Below are 18,790 nucleotides of genomic sequence, written 5' to 3'. Positions count from 1 at the left end.
TCGTGCGGCACTGGCGTGGCACGGCGGTCCGGGCGGAGGCGCGCTTCGAGCGCGCGCTACTCGCGTAGAGAAGAAGCGGGGGACGGACACCCACCCCCCGCGGCGCCCCTCAAGATACGCGCGTAGAAAATGCCCCGACAAGACCCTGCCGGTGAACTGTCGGTTCCCCGGAGATGACTTGACACCAGGTCAGCCCGGAATCCTCACAGCCCGCTCCCAGCCGACTCCCAGGAAGCCCCGATCCGCTCCACGACCAGCTCGCACAGCTCGTGGGTGCGCAGCGCGTCATGGGCGTCCAGGGTGTGCCCGGCGCGGACGGCCGCCAGGAAGGCCAGCACGCACTGCTCGATGCCGCGCTGACGGGCCACCGGCACCCAGTCGCCGCGGCGGCGGACGGTCGGCTGGCCGCGGTGGTCGACCACCTCGGCCAGGTTGCGCACCTCGCGCTTGGAGTCGCCGCCGGAGACCTCCAGCACCTCCTCGGTGGAGCCGGAGACCCGGTTCATGATGCCCAGGGCGGTGAAGCCGTCGCCGGCCAGAGTGAGGACGACGTGCTCGACCAGGCCGTCGCGGACCCGCGAGCGGACGTCCACGTGCTCGATCTCGCCGGGGGCCAGGAAGCGCAGGGTGTCCACCACGTGGATGAAGTCGTCGAACACCAGCGGGCGTGCCGCCTCGGCCAGGCCCTCGCGGTTCTTCTGCAGCACGATCAGATCGCGCGGGCGCTCCTTGGCCTGGACGTAGCCGGGCGCGTGGCGGCGGTTGAAGCCGACCATCAGCGAGCGGCCGGTGCGGTCGGCGAGGTCGACCAGCCGGCGGGCGCCGTCCAGGGTCTGGTCGAGCGGCTTGTCGACGTAGACGTCCACCCCGGCGGTGAGCAGCTGCTCGACGATCGGCACGTGCTGACTGGTCGCGGCATGCACGAACGCCGCCCGGATCCCGCTGCCGATCAGGGCGCCGAGGTCGGTGAAGCGGTGCTCGGGCGCGATCCGGTGGGCCTCGCCGATCCTGTCCAGCTTCGCCGCGTCCCGGGTCATCAGCCGGACGTCCAGCCCCGGCAGCGCGGTGAGCACCGGCAGGTACGCCTTCTGCGCGATGTCACCGAGCCCGATCACCCCGACCGGGAGAAGGCCGTCGGAAACAGGGGTCGAATTCATCGGATTCTCCACGGATACGGCGACACCATCGGCCCCACCCTATGCACCGGCTCCCCCGCGCCACCAACCCGCCGCCGGCACCCCCGGGACGGCCGGGGCGGATCGTGTCGGATCAGGGCGCGGGGTCGGGGTGCGCGCCTCGCGGGGCGGGGCCCCGCGCGTTCACGCGTGGGCGCTGATCTCACCGCCGGCGGAGAGCACGATGGAGACGCCGTTGGCGTCGACGCCGACGTCGTGCTGGTCCGTCTCCAGCGTGCCGTACACGGCGTTGTCGTTGCCGAGGATCTCCGCGCGGTACCGGAGCTCGCCGAGCTTGGTGACCTTGGCCGTCCAGCCGCCCGCCAGCTTGAAGGTGCCCGGTCCCTGGTGGCTCCCGCCCATCCAGGAGTGGATCCGGCCGTCCAGCGAGAGCATGACGAACATGCCGTTGGCGTCGAGCCCGTCGTCGTGCTCCTTCGTCTCCATGGTGGCGAGGACCTGACCCTTGTTGAGGATCCTGGCGACGTAGTGCATGTTGCCGAGGTCCTTGATCTCGGCCGTGCTGCCGTCCACCAGGGTCTCGGTGCGGACGCCCGGGGCCGTCTTGGGCGGCGTGCCCGGCGTCGTCGCGGCGCGCCCGGTGGGGGCGGCGGTCGGGGCGGTGGCGCCGCGCGTGGCGGGGGTGCCGGACGCGGCGGGCGTCGTGGCCGGTGCCGTGGCGGCGGGGGTGGTGGCCGGTGCGGTGGCGGCGGGCGCGGTGGCCGGTGCGGCCGAGCCCTGGGTGTCCGAGGTGGGAGAGCAGGCCGTCGCGGCGGGAACCAGCAGGGCCGCGGCCAGGACGGTTCCGGCCAGCGTACGGGTGGCGGTCGCACGGCGGATCGTCGAGAGGGGCATGCGGGTTCTCCTGAGCGCAGTACGGGTGAGGAGCAGCCGGTGCGGGTCGTCCCTCCTGTGTGGGCCGGAGGGCGGGCGCCGGGTGCAATTCGAAACTAGTGCGAACAGTCGACGGAATGGAGCATTCCGTGTCACCGAACGGCAACGCCCGGACCGCTTCGCACCGGTCACGCCCCGTCAGGCACGGCTCCCGGCCCCGACGCTCCTTCGACCGCTGCCGCGAGGAAGGCCGCGCCGGACGCGAGCAGCGGGGGCAGCGGGGCGGCCGCCGGGTGCCAGGGCGCCTCGTACTCCCAGCAGACCCAGGCGCCGGGCGGCAGCAGGCGCAGGCAGTCGGTGATCGGCAGGACGCCGGCGCCCAGCGGGAGCGGGGTGCGGTCGTGCGGTCCGGCGATGTCCTTGACCTGCACGTGGCCGGGGTACGGGGCGAGCGCGGCCCGGGTCTCGGCGGGTGTCTCGCCCGCGAGGTGGGTGTGCATCAGGTCCCACAGGGCGCCCACGGACGGGTGGGCGACGCGGGCCAGCAGCCCGGCCACCGCCCGTCCGCCCCGGTGGGAGTCGTGGGTCTCGACGAGCACCCGGACGCCCAGCGCCCGGGCCTCCCGCGCGACCGCCGCGAGCCGCCGGGCGCCCCGGTCGTCGGCCTCGGCCCGCGGACCGTCGCCGCCGCGCGGGAAGACCCGCACGGCGCCCGCGCCCAGGTCGGCGGCGAGCCGCAGGTGGGAGCGGAGCGCGTCGGTCACCGGGGCGTCCGGTCCGGGGGCGGCGACGCCGACGTAGGAGGCGAGCGCGAGGGGGGTGAGGCCGTGCGCGCGGAGGGTGCGGGCGGCGGCGCGGCGCTCCCCGGGGGTCATCGCCGGGTGGACGGACTCGCCCTCGGCGCAGCGCAGTTCGAGCCCGTCCCAGCCGTGGTCGGCGCCGAGCCGGGCGGCCTCGGCCAGCGGGAGCCCGGGGACGCCGAGCGTGGAGTAGGCGAGCGGCATGGCGGCTCCATGGCTTGTCGGGCGGCCCCGGACGGCCGGGCCAAGGATATATTCAAGCTGAGACAAAGTCCTGACCGCCCGGGCCCGACCCGGGCCGAGGAGCCCGCGATGCCCCCGAGCCGTACCCCCGCCACCGCCACGACGCAGACCGTCGCCCAGGTGAACCAGACCGTCCTGCTGGAGGTGCTGCGGCGGCACGGCACGCTGTCCCGGCAGCAGCTGGCCGCCGAGAGCGGGCTGAGCACCGCGACCGTGCACCGGCTGGTCGAGGTGCTGCGCGCCGAGGGGCTGGTGGAGGTGGAGACGGAACGGGCGCCGTCCAGCGGGGGCCGGCCGCCGCAGCTGATCCGGTACAACGCCCGCGCGCAGACCGTGCTGGCGATCGCGATGCGCCCGCGCCGGATCGTCGGCGTGGTGGCCGCCCTGGACGGCACGGTGCTGCACGAGGCCGAGCACCACTGGGCGTTCCCCGGCCCGGACCGGCCGCGGGAGATCGCGGCCGGCGACCTGACCGGCCCGCTGCTCGCGCTGGTGGACGGCCTGCGGGACTGGGCCGGGCGGCACGCGGGGGCGCCGCGCGCCCTCGTCGTGGGCGTGCCCGGGGTGGTCCGGGACCGCACCGGGCTGGTGGAGTTCGCGCCCGCCCTGGACTGGCCCGGGCTGCGGCTGGGCGTGCTGCTCCAGGAGCGCTACGGCGTCCCGGTGGCGGTCGAGAGCAACGTCAACCTGGTCGCACTGGCGGTGCGGCAGTCGCCGGCCGCGTCCGGCGTGGGCGACCTGGCGGCCGTCGTGGTGGGCATCGAGGTCGGCGCCGGGATCGTGCTGGACGGCCGGCTGCACCGGGGCCGGCTGGGCGCGGCCGGGGCGCTGGGCCATCTGATGTCCGGCCACGCGGCGCTGGACCGGCCGCTCGGACGGACCGGCGACACCCAGGCGAGGATCGGCGACCACGCGGTGGACCGGCGGATCACCGAGGCCGGCCTGACGGTGTCCGGCACCCCGGCGGAGCGGGTGGCGGGCCTGTTCAGGCTGGGCCGCGAGGGCGATCCGGCGGCGGTCCGGCTGATCGGCGAACTCACCGACGACCTGGCGCTGGTGGTGGCCAACCTGAGCGCGGTGCTGGCGCCGGAGCTGATCGCCCTGGGCGGGCGGCTGTTCTGGGAGAGCGGGGGCGAGCTCCCGGCGGCGATCGAGAGCCGGCTGCAGGGGCGGGTGCCGGTGCTGCCGCGCCTGGTGGTCGTGCACAGCACCACCACCGAGCTGGTCGGCGCGGCCTCGGCGGCGGTGCGGCTCGCGGACGGGGCGACCTTCATCACCCGCTGAGGCCCGCGGGCCACGCGTCACGGGCACGACGCCGGCACGACGCCGGCACGACGCCGGCACGACGGAACCCCCACTATTTCTCACTATGATAGAAACTCCTTGTGCGTCAGCGACCCGAGGAGAACCGGATGCCCACCGCCGCCTTCGCGATGGACCCGGAGCGCTTCCCCGACGTGTACGGCCCCCGGGCGCGCGCCCGGGTCGCCGCCCGGGCCGAGGTGCTGGCCGACCCGGCCTCGCCCGACGGGGTGTGGAGCGCGGAACGGCTGGCCGCCGCACCGCAGGCGCTGCGCGACGTCGAGGTGCTGTTCACCGGCTGGGGCGGCCCCGTCCTGGACGCCGCCGCCCTGGCCCGGCTCCCCCGCCTGCGACTGGTGCTCTACGCCGCCGGCTCGGTGCGCCGGATCGCCGGCGAGGCGTTCTGGGCGGCGGGCATCCCGATCGTCACCGCCGCGCACGCCAACGCCGTCCCGGTCGCCGAGTTCACCGTGGCCCAGATCGTCTACGCCCTCAAGGGCGGCTGGCGCCACGTCCTCGCCGCCCGGGCCGCCCGCGCCGCCGTCCCGGCCGCCCGCACCCCGGGCGCGTACGGCTCCACCGTCGGCGTCCTGTCGCTCGGCGCGACCGGGCGGCTGGTCTGCGAGATGCTGCGCGGCTACGACGTCGAGGTCCTCGCGCACGATCCGTACGCCCCGGCGCCGCCGCCCGGGGTCCGGGCCGTCGGCCCGGAGGAACTCTTCGCCACCGCCGACGTGGTGAGCGTGCACACCCCGCTGCTGCCCGGGACCCGCGGCCTGGTCGGCCGACGGCTGCTGACCTCGATGAAGCCCGGCGCCACCCTGGTCAACACCTCGCGCGGAGCCGTCCTGGACGAGCCCGCGCTGCTGGCCGTCCTCGCCGAACGACCGGACCTCTTCGCCGTGCTGGACGTCACCGACCCCGAGCCGCCGCTGCCCGGCTCCCCGCTGTTCACCCTGCCCAACGTCGTCGTCACCCCGCACCTGGCGGGCAGCCGGGGGCTGGAGCGCCGCCGCCTCGGCGATCTGGTCGTCGACGAGTTCGAGAGCTGGCTGCGCGGAGCGCCGCTGCGCCGGGCGCTGGACCCGCACACCTACGAACGGATGGCCTGACCCGTGCCCGACCCCCTGAACCGGAGCGGCCCGGACGTGGTGCTGATCCTGACCGACCAGCAGACCGCCGACGCGATGAGCGCCGCCGGGAACCCGTACCTGCGCACCCCCGCGATGGACGCGCTGGCCGCCGCCGGCACCCGCTACCCCAACGCCTACTGCGCCCAGCCGCTCTGCACCCCCTCCCGGGCCAGTCTGATGACCGGCCGCCTGCCCAGCACGGTCGGCGTGACCGGCAACACCGGCGGCCCCGAGGACCCGCTGCTCGGACGGCTGTTCACCGAGGCCGGGTACGACTGCGGCTACGGCGGCAAGTGGCACCTGCCCGAGCTCGACCTGCCCGCGGACCGGGGCTTTCGCCGGATCCACCCGGCGGGCGGGGACGACGCCGGACTCGCCCGCGCGGCCGCGGAGTTCGTCCGCGCCCCGCGCGAGCGGCCGTTCCTGCTGGTCGCCTCCTTCCTGGAGCCGCACGGCATCTGCGAGTGGGCCCGCGGCCAGGACCCGCGCACCGGTCCGCTCCCGCCCGCGCCGCCCGTCCCGCGACTCCCGCCGCTGCCCGCCAACTTCCCGGTCGGGCCGTACGATCCGGCGCTGCCCCGGCTGGCCCGGCTGGCCCAGCCGCACACCCACCCGACCGCCGAGTGGCGGGAGGACGACTGGCGCCGCTACCGGCACGCCTACTACGCCCTGGTGGAGCGGGTGGACCGGCACATCGGACAGCTGCTGGCGGCCCTGGCGGAGCGCGGCACGGACCGCGGGACCGTGGTGGTGTTCAGCTCCGACCACGGCGACGGCGCGGGCGCCCACCGCTGGAACCAGAAGTGGGCCCTGTACGAGGAGTGCGTGCGGGTGCCCCTGGTGGTCTCCGCGCCCGGGGTGGCCGCCGGCGCCGTCGACGAACGGCTGGTCGCGGCCGGGCTGGACCTCATCCCGACGCTCTGCGACCTGGCCGGCATCGAGGGGCCCGACGGGCTGCCCGGCCGCAGCGTCCGAGCCCCGCGGCCGCACGACAGCGTGGTGGTCGAGACCCGCTGGGAGATCCCCGGCTTCAACAACGCCCTGGGCCGGATGGTCCGCGCCGGGCGGCACAAGTACGTGTGCTACGCCTGGGGCGACCACCGGGAGCAGCTCTTCGACCTCGCGGCCGACCCCGGCGAACTGGTCAACCTCGCGGTCGACGCCCGGCACGCGGCACTGCTCGACCGCTTCCGGGCCCTGCTGTCCGAGCACTGCGCGGAGGTCGCCGACCCGTTCGCGCGCTTCGTCCCGCGGGCCGCCGGGGAACCGTCGGTCGCCGGGGAACCGCGGGCCGCCGGGGGCCCGCACGCCGCGCACTGACGCGAAAGGGCCGGCCCGCCCGGGCCGGCCCCTCCCCCGCCGTTTACGGCCGGACGGCGATCAGTTCGCGCCCGCACAGCGTGTAGAGCACCCCGTCCTCGTCCGCGGCCAGCCGGGCGCCGCTGTACCACTCGGCGTCCAGCTCGACCAGCACGGTCGCGGCCAGGGTGTCGCGGTCCAGCCGGAACAGGGTGCGCTCGCTGACCCCGTACAGGGCCCCGCCGAGGGCCAGCAGCCGCGGGTTGGCGCCGGACACCGCCCCCAGGTCGGCGCGCCGCCCGATCACCGGGGTGAACCCGCGCCTCCCGGAGCCCCGCAGGTCGACGGTGAACGCCCGGCCGTTCACGGTGAGCCCGTACAGGGTGTGCCCGTGCACGGCCAGGCTGCTGACGCCCGCGCCCAGGTCGGTCGCGGTGCGCCACAGTTCGCGGCCGGCCACCGGGTCCCAGCCGGCCAGGTCGCCGCGCGGGCCGGTGGGCCGGGCGTTGTCGCCGCCGAGGAAGGCCTGTCCGCGCCCGGCGGCCACGGCGCGCACCATCTGCTCGGGGCCGAGCGGGTCGGTGTGCACGGTGGGCCGGCCGCTGCCCGGGCGGTAGGTGACGAAGGAGCCGCCGCCGGTGGTGTCGGCCTGGACGCCGAGCAGCAGCAGGCCGCTGTCGGGGTCCCGGCGGATCACCTGGGGCCGGTTCTGCTCCTGGGGCAGCGCCGCCTCCTCGACCGGTGCCCGGTCGGCGCCCGGCCGGTAGCGCCAGATGCCCTGCGAGGAGTAGACGCCCAGGTAGAGGGTGCCGTCGTCGAGGACCAGGGTGTCCTTGGCCTCGCCCGGCACCGGGAGCTTGCGGACGGTGCCGGCGGCCAGGTCGTGCAGGGCGATCGAGCCGTTGCCGCCGACGTAGACCCGCCCGGCGCGGGCCGCCACCGACATGCCGAGCTGGGGGGCCGCGGGCGCGCCGGCCTCGACCAGGTCCCGGGTGGTGACGGTCCCGGTGCCGAGGTCCAGGGTCCAGACGGTGCCGCCCTCGGTGACGCCCGCCAGGGTGTCGCCGAGCCGGCCGAGGCCCCAGGAGTTGCCGTCCGGCACGGGCACCGCGAGCTGGTCGAGGGCGCCGGTGGCGAGGTCGTGGCGCCACAGCACGCCGTGCTCGGTGGAGGTGAACCAGAGGGTGTCGCCGCGGCGCTGGAAGTTGGTGACGCTCTTGGTGCCGGGGACGGCGAAGGAGCGCAGCACCCGGTGGCCGGCCGGGTCGAGGAGCGCGACGTGGGCGGGTGCCCCCTCGGTGGAGACGGCCAGCAGGTCGTCGCCGAGGACGGTGATCCGGCGGATGATCGTGTCGCCGCGCAGGTCGGGCGGGGTGATGTCGGTGACGGCGCCGGTGGCCCGCTCGACGGCGTACAGGCTCGCCCGGGTCGCTCCGCCGCCGCCGGCGAGGTTGCTGCCGACGCCGAGGTAGGCGTGGGTCGCGGTGGCCGCCACGGCGCGGCCCTGGGTGGCGCCGGGCGCCGGGGAGGCGACCTCGGTGACGGCGCCGGTGGCCGGGCTCCAGGCGTAGAGGCCGGGACCGGCGGCCCGGCCCTTCTGCCGTCCGGTCGCGTAGACCGTCCCGTCCGGTGCGACGGCCACGTCGCGGACGTCGGCGCCGGGGACGTTGCCGAGCGCGGTCAGTGTGCCGTCGTAGCGGTAGAGGTTGGCCGCGCCCGGGGCGTCGGTGACACCGAGGTGGAGCACGCCGTCCCGGGCGGCCGAGCCCTGGACGAAGTTGCCGGTGGGCAGCTCGACGGTGGCGGTGACCCGGCCGGTCGGCAGGTGGTGGCCGATCACCCGGGCCGGGGCGAGGTTGCGCGAACCGATCCACAGGGTGTCGCCGATCAGCGTCGCGCTCATCAGTGGGAAGTCGCTGTTCCCGGGGCCGAGTTCGGTCACGTCCGGTCCGCTGGACGGCCGGGTCGGCGGCCGGGTCGACGGCCCGTTCGGCGGCGCCGCGACGGCGGTCCCGGCCGGTCCGAGCACCGAGAGCGCGGCCACCGCACCGGTGCCGAGCAGGAGTTGGCGACGCGAGGGGGGCACGGCAGGCATGGGGCTCCAGAGTCCGGTCATGGGCGGGTCGGGCCGGGGGCGCCGGCGGCGGCCAGCAGCTCCCGGGTGTACGGGTGGGCGGGGGCGGCGAACAGCTCGGCGGCGGGGGCCCGTTCGACCACCCGGCCGTGCCGCAGCACCAGCACGTCGTCGCACAGGTGCCGGACCAGCGCGAGGTCGTGCGAGATGAACACCAGCCCGACGCCGTGGTGTTCGCGCAGTTCGGCGAAGAGGTTGAGGATCTGCGCCTGGACCGAGACGTCCAGCGCGGAGGTCGGCTCGTCGGCGACCAGCACCTGCGGGCCGACGGCCAGGGCCCGCGCGATCGCGACCCGCTGGCGCTGGCCTCCGGAGAGCCGGTGCGGCCGGGCGTCGAGCACCGCCTCCGGCAGGCCGACCAGCTCGCACAGCCCGCGCGGGTCGCGGTCCCGCGGCCCGTGGGCGGCCTGCGGTTCGGCCAGCGCCTCGCGCACCGTCATCCGGGGGCTGAGCGAGGCGTACGGGTCCTGGAAGACCAGTTGCACCCGGCGGCGCAGCTCGCGTTCCTCGGCGCGGTCGGCCTCGGCCCAGGACCGGCCGTCCACCCGCACCGTCCCGGCCTGCGGGCGCACCAGCCCGAGCAGCGCGCGGGCCAGGGTGGACTTCCCGGAGCCGGACTCGCCGATCACCCCGACCGCGCGGCCGGGCGCGGCGCTCAGGCTCACGCCCTCCAGGGCGGGCGGGCGGCGGCGGCCGTAGCGGACGGTGAGGCCGTCGGCGACCAGGACGGGCTCGGCGGCCCGCTCCGACCGTCGCGGCCCGCTGTCCTGACGCTCCGTCACCACAGCTTGGGACACCGGGAGATGACAGGCGAAGCCGGAGTCGGCCGCACCGGTCCACCGCGGCGCCGAGGCCGTGCAGCGGTCGTCGGCGGCCGCGCAGCGCGGAGCGAAGGCGCAGCCGTCCGGTGCCCGGCCGGCCGCCGGCGGGCGTCCGCCGATGACGGCGAGCGGTGCGCCGGGCGGACCGTCCAGCCGGGGCACGCCGGCCAGCAGCCCGGCGGTGTACCGGTGTCGGGGTGCGGCCAACAGGTTGGCGGTGGAAGCCCGTTCGACGATCCGTCCGGCGTACATCACCTGGACGGTGTCGCAGCCGCGGGCCACCACGCCGAGGTCGTGGGTGATCAGCAGGACGGCCGTGCCGGTCTCGTCACGAAGCCGGACCAGCAGGTCCAGGATCTCCACCCGGGTGCTCGGGTCGAGCGCCGTGGTCGGCTCGTCGGCGATCAGCAGGTCCGGGCGGTTGGCCATCGCCATGGCGATCAGCACGCGCTGGCGCATGCCGCCGGAGAACTCGTGCGGCCGGTCGCGGTAGCGGCGCGCGGGCTCGGCGATGCCGACCAGGTCGAGGAGTTCTCGCGCCCGGTCGCGGGCGGCCCGGCGGCTCGCGCCGTGCACCAGGGCCGCCTCGGCGAGCTGGCGGCCGACCGGCATCCGGGGGTTGAGGTGGGCCAGCGGGTCCTGGAAGACCATGCCGATGCGTCGGCCGCGCACCGCGCGCACGGCGGGTTCGGGCAGGGCGAGCAGGTCGGTGCCGTCGAACCGGACGGTGCCGCCGGTGATGCGGCAGCCCGGCGGCAGCATCCGGTTGACGGCCAGCGCGGTGAGGGTCTTGCCCGAGCCGGACTCGCCGACCAGGCCGAGGATCTCGCCCGGCCGCACGGTGAAGTCCACCCCGCGCACCGCCTCGCCGCCGCCCGCCGTGACGCGCAGGCCGCGCACCTCCAGCAGCGGCGGGCCCGGCACCGCGGCGGCGGTCGGGGCCCGGTCGGTCCCGGTCGTCGTCACCGCACCGGTCGTCGTCACCGGATCAGTCGTGGTCACCGGATCAGTCGTGGTCACCGCACCGGTCGTGGTCACCGGATCAGTCGTGGTCACCGCATCGGTCGTGGTCACCGGATCAGTCGTGGTCAACGCAGTCTCTCCCGGTTGAACGAGTCGGCGAGCAGGGTCAGGCCGAACACCAGCAGGCCGAGCAGGAGGACCGGCGCCAGGGCGTAACCCGGGTGGAGGAAGAGGTACTTGGAGCCGGTGTTGATCATCGTTCCGAGCGAGGGGGCGGGCGGCTGGATGCCGAGGCCCAGCACGCTCAGTCCGCCCTCGGTCTTGACGGCGTGCGCCATCGCCACGGCCAGCAGCGCGGTCGTGGCGTCGGCGACGTTCGGCAGCACGTGGCGGCGCAGGATCCGGCCGCGCGGCACGCCGAGCACCCGGGCCGCCACCACGTGGTCGCGGGCCAGCTGGGCGAGCAGCGCGGCCCGTGCCTGGCGGCCGAAGGAGGGCAGCGCGCTGAGCACGATGGTGGCCACCACGGTGCCGATTCCGGGGCGCACCAGCAGGGCGAGCGCGAGTCCGAGCAGGACGCCGTGCAGGCCCAGCAGCAGGTCGAACAGCCGCTGGACGGCCTCGCCCAGCAGCCGGTTCAGCCCGCCGAGCAGTCCCAGCGCGGTGCCGAGCACGGCGGCCGCCGGGACGGCCAGCAGGCAGACCAGCAGCTCGGTGCGGATCCCGGCCAGGGCCCGGGCGAGCAGGTCGCGCCCGACCTCGTCGGTGCCCAGCAGGTGGGCCGCCGACGGCCCGGCCAGGGCGTCCGGGCCCTGCCGGTAGGGGTCCGCGGCCAGCAGCGGGCCGAGCAGCCCCAGCAGCACCACCAGGAGGACGAGCAGGGCGCCGGTGCGGCCGCGCCGGGTGCGCAGCGCGGCCGGGAGCGCGGGCGGGGCGAGCCGCCGGCGGCGCGCAGCGGGGGTGGTCGTGGCGGTCACCGGTCCTCCCCGGTGCCGGCGCGGGCGATCCGCGGGTCGAGCCGGCCGACCAGCAGCTCCGAGCCGAGCTGGACGAGCACGGCGACGGCGACGGCGAGCATGATCAGGGTCTGGGCGACCGGGTAGTCCCGCTGGTTGATGGCGTCCAGCAGCAGCTGGCCGAGGCCGTGCCGGGCGAAGAGCTGTTCGGCGACCACCGCGCCGCCGAGCAGCTCGCCCAGGTGCAGGCCGAACTCGACGAAGAACGGCGCCAGGCTGTTGGGCAGCACATGGCGGGCCAGGACCCGCCGGGGCGACGCCCCCTTGGCGACGGCGGTCAGCACGAACTCCTCCTGGCGGGTGCGGCGCAGCTCGGTGGCGAGCAGCCGGGCCAGCACCGCCGAGCCCGGCAGCGCGAGCGCCACCGCGGGCAGGGCGAGGTACTGGACGGCGAGGTCCGGCGCGGCGAACAGGTCCCGCTCGCCGCCGGCGGGCAGCAGGCGCAGCAGCACCGCGAAGACGAAGACGAACAGCACGGCGGTGACGTACACCGGCAGCGCCAGCAGGGCGGTGGCCAGCGGGTCGAGCACCCGGGCGAGCCGGCCCCGCCGCTCGGAGGCCAGCGCGACGCCCAGCAGCAGGCCGAGGACCAGCATCAGCAGGCCGGCGGCGAGGGCGAGCTGAACGGTGCTGCCGACGCTCTGGCCGATCAGGCGGGTGACCGGTTCCCGGTAGTGGAAGGAGCTGCCGGGGTCGCCGGTGAGCAGCCCGTGCAGCCAGCCCAGGTACTGGACGGGCATCGGCCGGTCCACGCCGAGGCTGTCGGCGAGCCGGTCGCGCTGCTCCTGGTCGGCATCGGCGCCGAGCGCGGCGGACACCGGGTCGCCGGGGGCGAGGCGGAGCAGCAGGAAGACGGCGACGGAGGCGAGCCAGAGCGTGGCCAGCGCGCCGGCCGCCTTTCTGGTCCAGTAGGGCACGGGGGTACTCCGGGTGGTCGGGCGGGCGGGGGCCGCCGTCCCAGGACGGTGGGGGTCGCCCTGGGACGGCGGTCGCGTTGCGGCGCGTCAGGCGGTGCGGCGGGTGTCGTCGAGCCGCAGGTAGCCGAGCGCGCTGGTGGCCACGCCGTGCACCGAGGAGGCGAAGGCGTAGGTCTCCCAGGCGTGCGCGAGGGTGATGTGGAAGGACTCGGCGAGCAGGTACTCGGACAGTTCGTGGTTGACGTCGGCCCGGGCCTGTTCGTCGGCGGCGGCGAAGGCGCGGGACTGGAGTTCGGCGTAGGCGGGGTCGGTGACGTGCGAGGTGTTCCGGCCGACCTGGAGCGGGCCGGAGACGGTGATCCCGCTCAGCGGGGAGACGCTGACCATGCCGTGGTTGGCGATGAACAGTCCTTCCAGCGTGCCCTGTTGGATCTTCGGCTGGAGCGCGGCGTTGTCGAGCAGCTGGACGTCGACGCCGAAGCCGGCCTGCTCCAGGTCGTACTTGACCAGTTCCACGAGGGAGGCGAACACCGGCGAGTTGGCGGCGGTGAGCGGCACCCGCGCGCCCTCCGCACCGGCCTCCCGGAGCAGCCCGCGGGCCTTCTCCGGGTCGTGCGGGTAGCGGGTGACCTGGTCGGGGGTGACGCCGGGGGTGTTGGACGGCCAGGGCAGGCTGCTCGCCTCGGCGTGGCCGCCGTACACCTGGGCGACGATGCGCTCGCGGTCCACCGCGTACTGCAGGGCCTGGCGCACCCGGCGGTCGTCGAAGGGCCTGCTGGTGGTGTTCACGCCGAGGAACGCCTGCTGGTAGGAGGACTTGGCGGACTGCACGGCGAAGCCCGGGTTCCCGCCCAGCACCTTGAGGTCGCGTCCGGGCACCGCGCCGATCAGGTGGGACTGTCCCGACTGGAGGGCGGACAGCGCGGCCTGGCTGCTGGTCACCGACCGGACGGTGATCCGCTCGAAGCGGGGCCGCCCGCTCTGCCAGTAGTGGTCGTAGCGGGCCAGGTCGAGCTGGTTGCCGCCCTTGAACGACTGCCAGGTGAAGGGCCCGGTGCCGTTGACCTTCTCGGCGGCCTTGCCGTCGACGTAACTGCGGGCGTCCACCACGGGGTTGAAGGCGAGCGCGTCGAACAGGTTGCTGGTGGGCCTGGCGAGGGTGAGCGTGACCTCGTTGCGGGCGCTCGCCCTGATGTCGGCGAGCCGTTCCAGCAGCGGCTTGACCTGGGAGGACTTGGCGGCGCCGGTGAGCGAGAAGACGACGTCGTCCGGGTCGAGCGGGCGGCCGTCGTGGAAGGTGACGTCCTCGCGCAGCTTGAGCACCAGCCGGGTGCGGTCGGCGCTCCACTCCCAGGAGGTGGCGAGCCAGGGCACGGGCTGCAGCGTCTGCGGGTCGAGGTCGACCAGCCGGTCCAGCACCAGGTTGACGAACACCGGGGTGTCCGGGCCGCGGTGGAGCAGCTGGGTGGGGTCGGGGGCGGCGCCGTAGACGATCTGGAGGTCCGGCGCGGAGGCGGTGGCGGAGGCCGCGGCCCCGCCGGCGGCGTCCTCGGTGGCCGAGCGGCAGCCCGCCGCCAGCAGGGCCGCTCCGGCGCTCAGGCCGAGGAAGCCTCTTCGGGGAAGGCCGCGGTGACGGGCTGCGTCGCTCATGGTGGTGCTACCTCTTCGGTTCTCGGGGTCCGGGGTCCGTGCGCGCGGGTCAGTACCTGGTCACGACGACGCTGTCGCTCCAGGCCACCACGTCGGGGCCGCCGGTCGGGTAGGGGATGTTCTTGGCCGGGTTCCAGTTGGCCCGGTAGATGCCGGTCTTGAAGTACGGCGACTGGTTCTGGTGGTAGTTGTTGAGGCCGCTGTACGCGCCGACCTGCGCGCCGTCCCGGAAGACGGTGACGGCGCCGGGGGTGGTGTCGGTGGACCAGGTGATGTCGAAGGCCCACTGGTTCCAGTGGCCGAACTGCACGTCGCCGAGCGGGATCACCGCCTCCTGGACGGTGCTGGGGTCGGACAGCCAGTGCACCTTGAGCCGCCAGCTGCCGTCCTTGACGGTCAGGGCGATCGGCGGCTTGGTGTCGCTGCCGTCCGCGAGCGGGTAGCCGTGCCACTGGGCGACGATCGTCTCGGTGGGGGTCCGCACCCAGTCGGCGGGCAGGTAGTCGGCGAGGGCGAAGCGGTAGCTGCCCCAGCCGAGGGAGTTGACGGCGACCTCGGAGCGGTAGGAGACGCCGTCGTTCGGCACGGCGAAGCGGGCGGCCAGGCCGCTGCCGCCGGCGGGAGCGCCGGCCACGGTGATGCTGCCGTTGCCGTCGACGCGCTGGCGGGTCCAGGCGGAGACGGTGCCGGATTCGAAGTCGTCGGCGAAGACGTCGGTACCGGACACCAGGGCGGGAGCGGCGGGAGCGGCGGGAGCGGCGGGAGCGGCAGGGGCGGGGACGGCGGCGTGGGCCGGGGCGGCGGCGGTCACGGCCAGGGCGGCGGTGAGCACGGCGCCGGCGAGGCGGCCGGGGAGGCGGGACATGGTTCTTCTCCTTCTGGAGGTTCGGGGCTGATCGACCGGGGGCGCGGCCGGCTGACGGGGGACGGCGTCAGCCGGCCAAGGGCCTGTCGTCGAACGCCCCGCAGACGGGAGTTCGACGACAGGCCCTAACTACAGGAGTCGGCCGGTCCCACCCAGGTCGGGCTGGACCAGGCCCACTGGTCGTTCAGCTGCCGGACCCGCACGTGGTAGAAGTCCCCGTCGCCGCCGGGGCGTTCGTCGGTCAGCTCGAATTCGGCGGTCGTCTCCCGGTCGGGCACGGCCCGGTCGAAGCGGTAGGCGCCGGAGACGAACCCGCCGGTGAATCCGGTCCGCGCGCCGGCGAGGAGTTCGCCGACGGCGTGGGCGCTCTCGGCGCCGTTCACGACGGCGACCAGCCGGGTGCGCGCGTCGCCCTCGATCCGCAGCGAGAAGCCCTGGGTGCTGTCGGTGGCGGTGTTGGGGTTGCCGTCGGTGACCGTCCGCAGCCGGATCTCGCCCGGCCCGGTGCGCTCCCACCAGGACGGCCGGTAGGTGTCCGGCTCGGCCTCGGCCGGCGCGACGGTCTCCGGGCCGCGCAACCGGGGCTGGACGTCCAGCAGCCGCCCGCCCTCGATCCGCAGCACGACGTCCCAGTGCACGGGTTCGCCGCGCCGGCCCCAGCCGACGGCGAAGCCCAGGGTGCCGGAGAAGGCGTCCGATCCGCCGGCGCCGGAGAGGAGTTCGGGCCGGCTGACCCGGTGGACGGGTACGCCGTTGCGGAGCAGTTCCACGTGGTCGAGCGCGTCCCGGCCCTGGACCGTGACGTGGATCCGGCGCCGGTCGGCGGAGGCGGCCTCGGCGCCCATCGGGGCGCCGTTGACGGAGGTGGCGAGCAGGATGCGGTCCCCGGTGATCGCGTAGGTGCGGCGCTGCTGGACGGCGTTCCAGATGCCGTCCCGGGTCAGTTCCGGGGCCCAGACCGCCACCCGGCCGTGCCCGTGGCTGCCGGGGAAGGCGCTGTGGTGGTCGGTGGAGCCGATCAGTCCGAAGCGGTGGCCCAGGCGCAGGCCGTGGACGGCCGTGGCGGTGCCGGCGCGCGGGCCCATGGTGTGCAGGTAGCTGCGCGGCGCCTCGTCGGACTCGGCGCAGCCGTGCATCGACATCATCTCCACCACCGGGGCGAACTCCTCGGTGTAGGAGGCCCAGTCGATGCCGCGGCGGGCCGGCCCGTAGCCGATGTGGTGCGGCAGCGCCCAGGTGCGCACGCCCTGTGCGGCGAGCACCCGCAGCCGGGCGCGCAGTTCGTCCAGGTCCGCCGCCCGGATGATCTCGCCGCGCGGGCCGTCGAAGTACACGCAGTGGTCGCCGTGGGCGAGGCTGTGCCACTCGAAGGACTGGAAGGTGACGAAGCGGCCGTCCTCGTGGGCGGCGGCGGTGACGTCCTGGACGTGGTCCCAGAGCCGGGCCAGCCGGGCGAAGCCCTCGGTGTGGTAGTCGACCAGGCTCGCCAGTTCGGGGGTGCGCTCGGGCAGGTCGGGCCACCAGCCGTGGCCGGTGACGCTGGCGAAGTCGAGTTGGAGCCGGGCGTTGGCGTAGGCGTCCTCGATGCTCCCGTGGCCGTAGCTGATGCCGCAGTGGTTGTGGAGGTCGCCGACGTACAGGCCCAGGCCGGCGTAGCCGGGTGCGTCGGTGCTGGGGGCGGTCATCGGGGCGGGGCTTCCTCGGGTCCTGGTCGGCCATGTTTGATCGACTCTGAGAAGAAGGTAGCCGCGATCTCCAGGGAACGGTCAAGGCTCGGCGGTTCGGTGTCGTGCGATCGCCATCGGGCGAAACATCGTCTTCATAGAAGACCTGCTGGTGAAGCTGTTCACCTCTCCGGTCAGCCGGTCGACGGCGGCCCACCGCGCTTGGCCCGGACTTTTGATCGATCTGATAGAAACTTCGCGACACCCCTTCCCCGAAGGACGGATCCATGCCGCACCCCGCCCTGCCCGCCGCGCCCGACCTCGGCGCCTCCCACCTCGTCCGCGCCCCCGAGCGCCCCGAACCCGGCTACTGGGCCGGCTGCCCGGGCGTCCGGTACGAGCCTGACCTCGACCGCTTCCTGCTCACCTACCGCGAGCGCCGCCCGCGCGGCGCGACGCACGGGCCCGACCGGGGCTGGCGCTGCGCCGTCGCCGAGAGCACCGACGGCATCGCCTTCCACGACCTGTGGTCCGTCCGGCGCGACGAACTGGGCTCCCCCTCGATGGAACGCCTCGCCCTGCTGCGCCGCGACGGCGGATACCTGCTCCACCTCAGTTACGTCGACCCGGCCGACAACCGCTGGCGCGTCGACGCCCTGCGCGCCGACGCCCCCGAGTCCTTCGACCTCGCCACCCGCACCCCCGTCCTCACCGCCGCGACCACCGGCACCGAGGGCGTCAAGGACCCGTACCTGCTCGAAACCGACGCCGGCGTCCACCTGTTCGCCACCGTCTCCCGCGCCCGGCCGTTCACCCCCGAGGAACAGGACCGCGCCCACGCCGACGCCGACATCCACACCACCGGCCTCACCGTCCAGCCCACCGCGCTCGCGGTGTCCCCGGACGGGCTGCGCTTCACCGCCCCGCCGGGCCGCGCCGCCGAGGCGCTGGACGTCGGCCCGGCCGGCGCCTGGGACGGCTACGAGTCCCGGATCACCACCGTCCTGCCCGACGGCCGGGGCGGCTGGCTCGCGCTCTACGACGGCTCGGCGGACGCCGCCGGCAACTACGAGGAGCGCTGCGGCCTGGCCGCCTCCACCGACCTGCGCGGCTGGCACCGCCTCACCCCGGACGGCCCCTGGCTGGACATCCGGTACGCCGACCTCGTCCCGGCCCGCGGCCGCTGGTACCTCTACTACGAGCAGAGTCGGCCGGACGGCGCCCACGAGCTGCGGGTCGCCGTCCTGGACGAGTTCGCCGGAGTCCGCCCCGACGGCAGCCCGGCGGCGCCGCACCACGCCTGAGCCGGGGGCGTGGCGGCCCGGTCCGCCCGGGCCGCCGCGTCAGGCTCGGGCTTCGGGCCTCGGGCTTCGGGCCTCAGGCGGCCAGCAGGGCCTCGGCGATGCCCCGGGCCCGCCAGGCGGCGTCCGGGGTGCCCTCGCGCAGGGCGGTGACGATGGCGCCGTCCATCAGGAGGGCGAACTGCCGGGCGCGCTCCCCGGGCTCGGGGACGCCGGCGTCCCGCATCAGCCGCTCGACCAGGTCGATGACGCGGGTCTTGTGCAGGGCCGCCATCCGGCGGGCCGGGCTGGCCGGGTCGGCGATCTCGGTCATCGTGTTGATCGCGACGCAGCCCCGGAAGTCCTGGGTCGCGAACCGTTCGGCCAGCGCGTCGAAGACGTGCAGCGGGTGGCCGCCGTGCGCCGCGACCCGCTCGGAGAGCCACGCCCGCCACCGGACGTCGCGGCCCTCCAGGACCGCGGTCACCAGCTCCTCCTTGCCGGTGAAGTGCCGGTAGAAGGAGGCCCGGCCCACGCCGGACTCGGAGAGGATGCGCTCCACGCCGACCGCGCGGATGCCGTTCGCGTAGAAGAGGGTTTCGGCCGTGCTCAGCAGGCGCGCCCGTGCGTTGACTGCCACGCGGCCGATCCTATCCACTCTTGACGCCAAACGGTACCGGTCGGTACCGTCCTC

15 protein-coding genes are annotated in these 18,790 nt (G+C 75.4%); 4 read left to right on the top strand and 11 right to left on the bottom strand.

Annotated features, from left to right (window positions below; all coding sequences use genetic code 11):
- Positions 1 to 203: 203 nt before the first annotated feature.
- From ACGFSC_RS10210 to ACGFSC_RS10200, 3 genes are all read right to left on the bottom strand, one after another.
- Positions 204 to 1,157: a Gfo/Idh/MocA family oxidoreductase gene (locus ACGFSC_RS10210; RefSeq protein WP_359911225.1), complete on the bottom strand. Its 954-nt coding sequence runs from the start codon at positions 1,155 to 1,157 to the stop codon at positions 204 to 206.
- A gap of 162 nt (positions 1,158 to 1,319) precedes the next feature.
- The gene (locus ACGFSC_RS10205; protein WP_359911222.1) at positions 1,320 to 2,030 is read right to left on the bottom strand and encodes a hypothetical protein; all 711 of its coding nucleotides are present in this window, start codon (positions 2,028 to 2,030) and stop codon (positions 1,320 to 1,322) included.
- 167 nt (positions 2,031 to 2,197) lie between these two features.
- Positions 2,198 to 3,013: a sugar phosphate isomerase/epimerase family protein gene (locus tag ACGFSC_RS10200; protein WP_359911219.1), complete on the bottom strand. Its 816-nt coding sequence runs from the start codon at positions 3,011 to 3,013 to the stop codon at positions 2,198 to 2,200.
- A 108-nt stretch (positions 3,014 to 3,121) separates the two neighbouring features.
- Between ACGFSC_RS10200 and ACGFSC_RS10195 the strand changes: the two genes are divergently transcribed.
- The 3 genes from ACGFSC_RS10195 to ACGFSC_RS10185 all read left to right on the top strand — a co-directional run bounded on the left by ACGFSC_RS10195 (position 3,122) and on the right by ACGFSC_RS10185 (position 6,807).
- Positions 3,122 to 4,336: an ROK family protein gene (locus tag ACGFSC_RS10195; protein ID WP_359911216.1), complete on the top strand. Its 1,215-nt coding sequence runs from the start codon at positions 3,122 to 3,124 to the stop codon at positions 4,334 to 4,336.
- A 101-nt stretch (positions 4,337 to 4,437) separates the two neighbouring features.
- Positions 4,438 to 5,466 (top strand): hydroxyacid dehydrogenase, encoded by a 1,029-nt coding sequence (locus tag ACGFSC_RS10190; protein WP_359911213.1) that lies wholly within the window; start codon positions 4,438 to 4,440, stop codon positions 5,464 to 5,466.
- A gap of 3 nt (positions 5,467 to 5,469) precedes the next feature.
- Positions 5,470 to 6,807: a sulfatase-like hydrolase/transferase gene (locus ACGFSC_RS10185; RefSeq protein WP_359911211.1), complete on the top strand. Its 1,338-nt coding sequence runs from the start codon at positions 5,470 to 5,472 to the stop codon at positions 6,805 to 6,807.
- Positions 6,808 to 6,850: 43 nt separating this feature from the next.
- On the opposite strand, the gene ACGFSC_RS10180 is transcribed toward ACGFSC_RS10185, so the two are convergent.
- The 7 genes from ACGFSC_RS10180 to ACGFSC_RS10150 all read right to left on the bottom strand — a co-directional run bounded on the left by ACGFSC_RS10180 (position 6,851) and on the right by ACGFSC_RS10150 (position 16,837).
- On the bottom strand, positions 6,851 to 8,881 hold the full coding sequence (locus tag ACGFSC_RS10180; RefSeq protein ID WP_359911208.1) for a hypothetical protein: 2,031 nt from the start codon (positions 8,879 to 8,881) through the stop codon (positions 6,851 to 6,853).
- Between the two features lie 17 nt (positions 8,882 to 8,898).
- On the bottom strand, positions 8,899 to 10,815 hold the full coding sequence (locus ACGFSC_RS10175) for an ABC transporter ATP-binding protein (RefSeq protein ID WP_359911205.1): 1,917 nt from the start codon (positions 10,813 to 10,815) through the stop codon (positions 8,899 to 8,901).
- Positions 10,816 to 10,829: 14 nt separating this feature from the next.
- Positions 10,830 to 11,681, bottom strand: coding sequence for an ABC transporter permease subunit (locus tag ACGFSC_RS10170; protein WP_359911202.1), 852 nt, complete (start codon positions 11,679 to 11,681; stop codon positions 10,830 to 10,832).
- The gene (locus ACGFSC_RS10165) at positions 11,678 to 12,637 is read right to left on the bottom strand and encodes an ABC transporter permease (RefSeq protein ID WP_359911199.1); all 960 of its coding nucleotides are present in this window, start codon (positions 12,635 to 12,637) and stop codon (positions 11,678 to 11,680) included. The genes ACGFSC_RS10170 and ACGFSC_RS10165 overlap by 4 nt, the downstream gene beginning before the upstream one ends.
- Before the next feature lie 87 nt (positions 12,638 to 12,724).
- The gene (locus ACGFSC_RS10160; RefSeq protein ID WP_359911196.1) at positions 12,725 to 14,287 is read right to left on the bottom strand and encodes an ABC transporter substrate-binding protein; all 1,563 of its coding nucleotides are present in this window, start codon (positions 14,285 to 14,287) and stop codon (positions 12,725 to 12,727) included.
- 49 nt (positions 14,288 to 14,336) lie between these two features.
- The gene (locus tag ACGFSC_RS10155) at positions 14,337 to 15,152 is read right to left on the bottom strand and encodes a heparin lyase I family protein (protein WP_359911193.1); all 816 of its coding nucleotides are present in this window, start codon (positions 15,150 to 15,152) and stop codon (positions 14,337 to 14,339) included.
- A 125-nt stretch (positions 15,153 to 15,277) separates the two neighbouring features.
- Positions 15,278 to 16,837, bottom strand: coding sequence for a DUF3604 domain-containing protein (locus ACGFSC_RS10150; RefSeq protein ID WP_359911191.1), 1,560 nt, complete (start codon positions 16,835 to 16,837; stop codon positions 15,278 to 15,280).
- A gap of 266 nt (positions 16,838 to 17,103) precedes the next feature.
- Here ACGFSC_RS10150 and ACGFSC_RS10145 point away from each other — a divergent pair, with 266 nt between their 5' ends.
- Complete coding sequence (locus tag ACGFSC_RS10145; RefSeq protein ID WP_359911189.1) at positions 17,104 to 18,120, top strand: hypothetical protein; 1,017 nt, start codon at positions 17,104 to 17,106, stop codon at positions 18,118 to 18,120.
- 73 nt (positions 18,121 to 18,193) lie between these two features.
- Here ACGFSC_RS10145 and ACGFSC_RS10140 read toward each other — a convergent pair whose 3' ends face one another.
- Entirely contained in the window at positions 18,194 to 18,736 is a 543-nt protein-coding gene (locus ACGFSC_RS10140; protein ID WP_359911187.1) for a helix-turn-helix domain-containing protein, read from the bottom strand.
- Positions 18,737 to 18,790: the final 54 nt, after the last annotated feature.

The sequence above is a fragment of the Kitasatospora sp. NPDC048715 genome (assembly GCF_043198905.1).
Taxonomy (GTDB): Bacteria; Actinomycetota; Actinomycetes; order Streptomycetales; family Streptomycetaceae; genus Kitasatospora; species Kitasatospora lactacystinica.
Note: the sequence above shows the minus strand (reverse complement) of the source record. Positions and strands in the feature narration are given on the sequence as shown.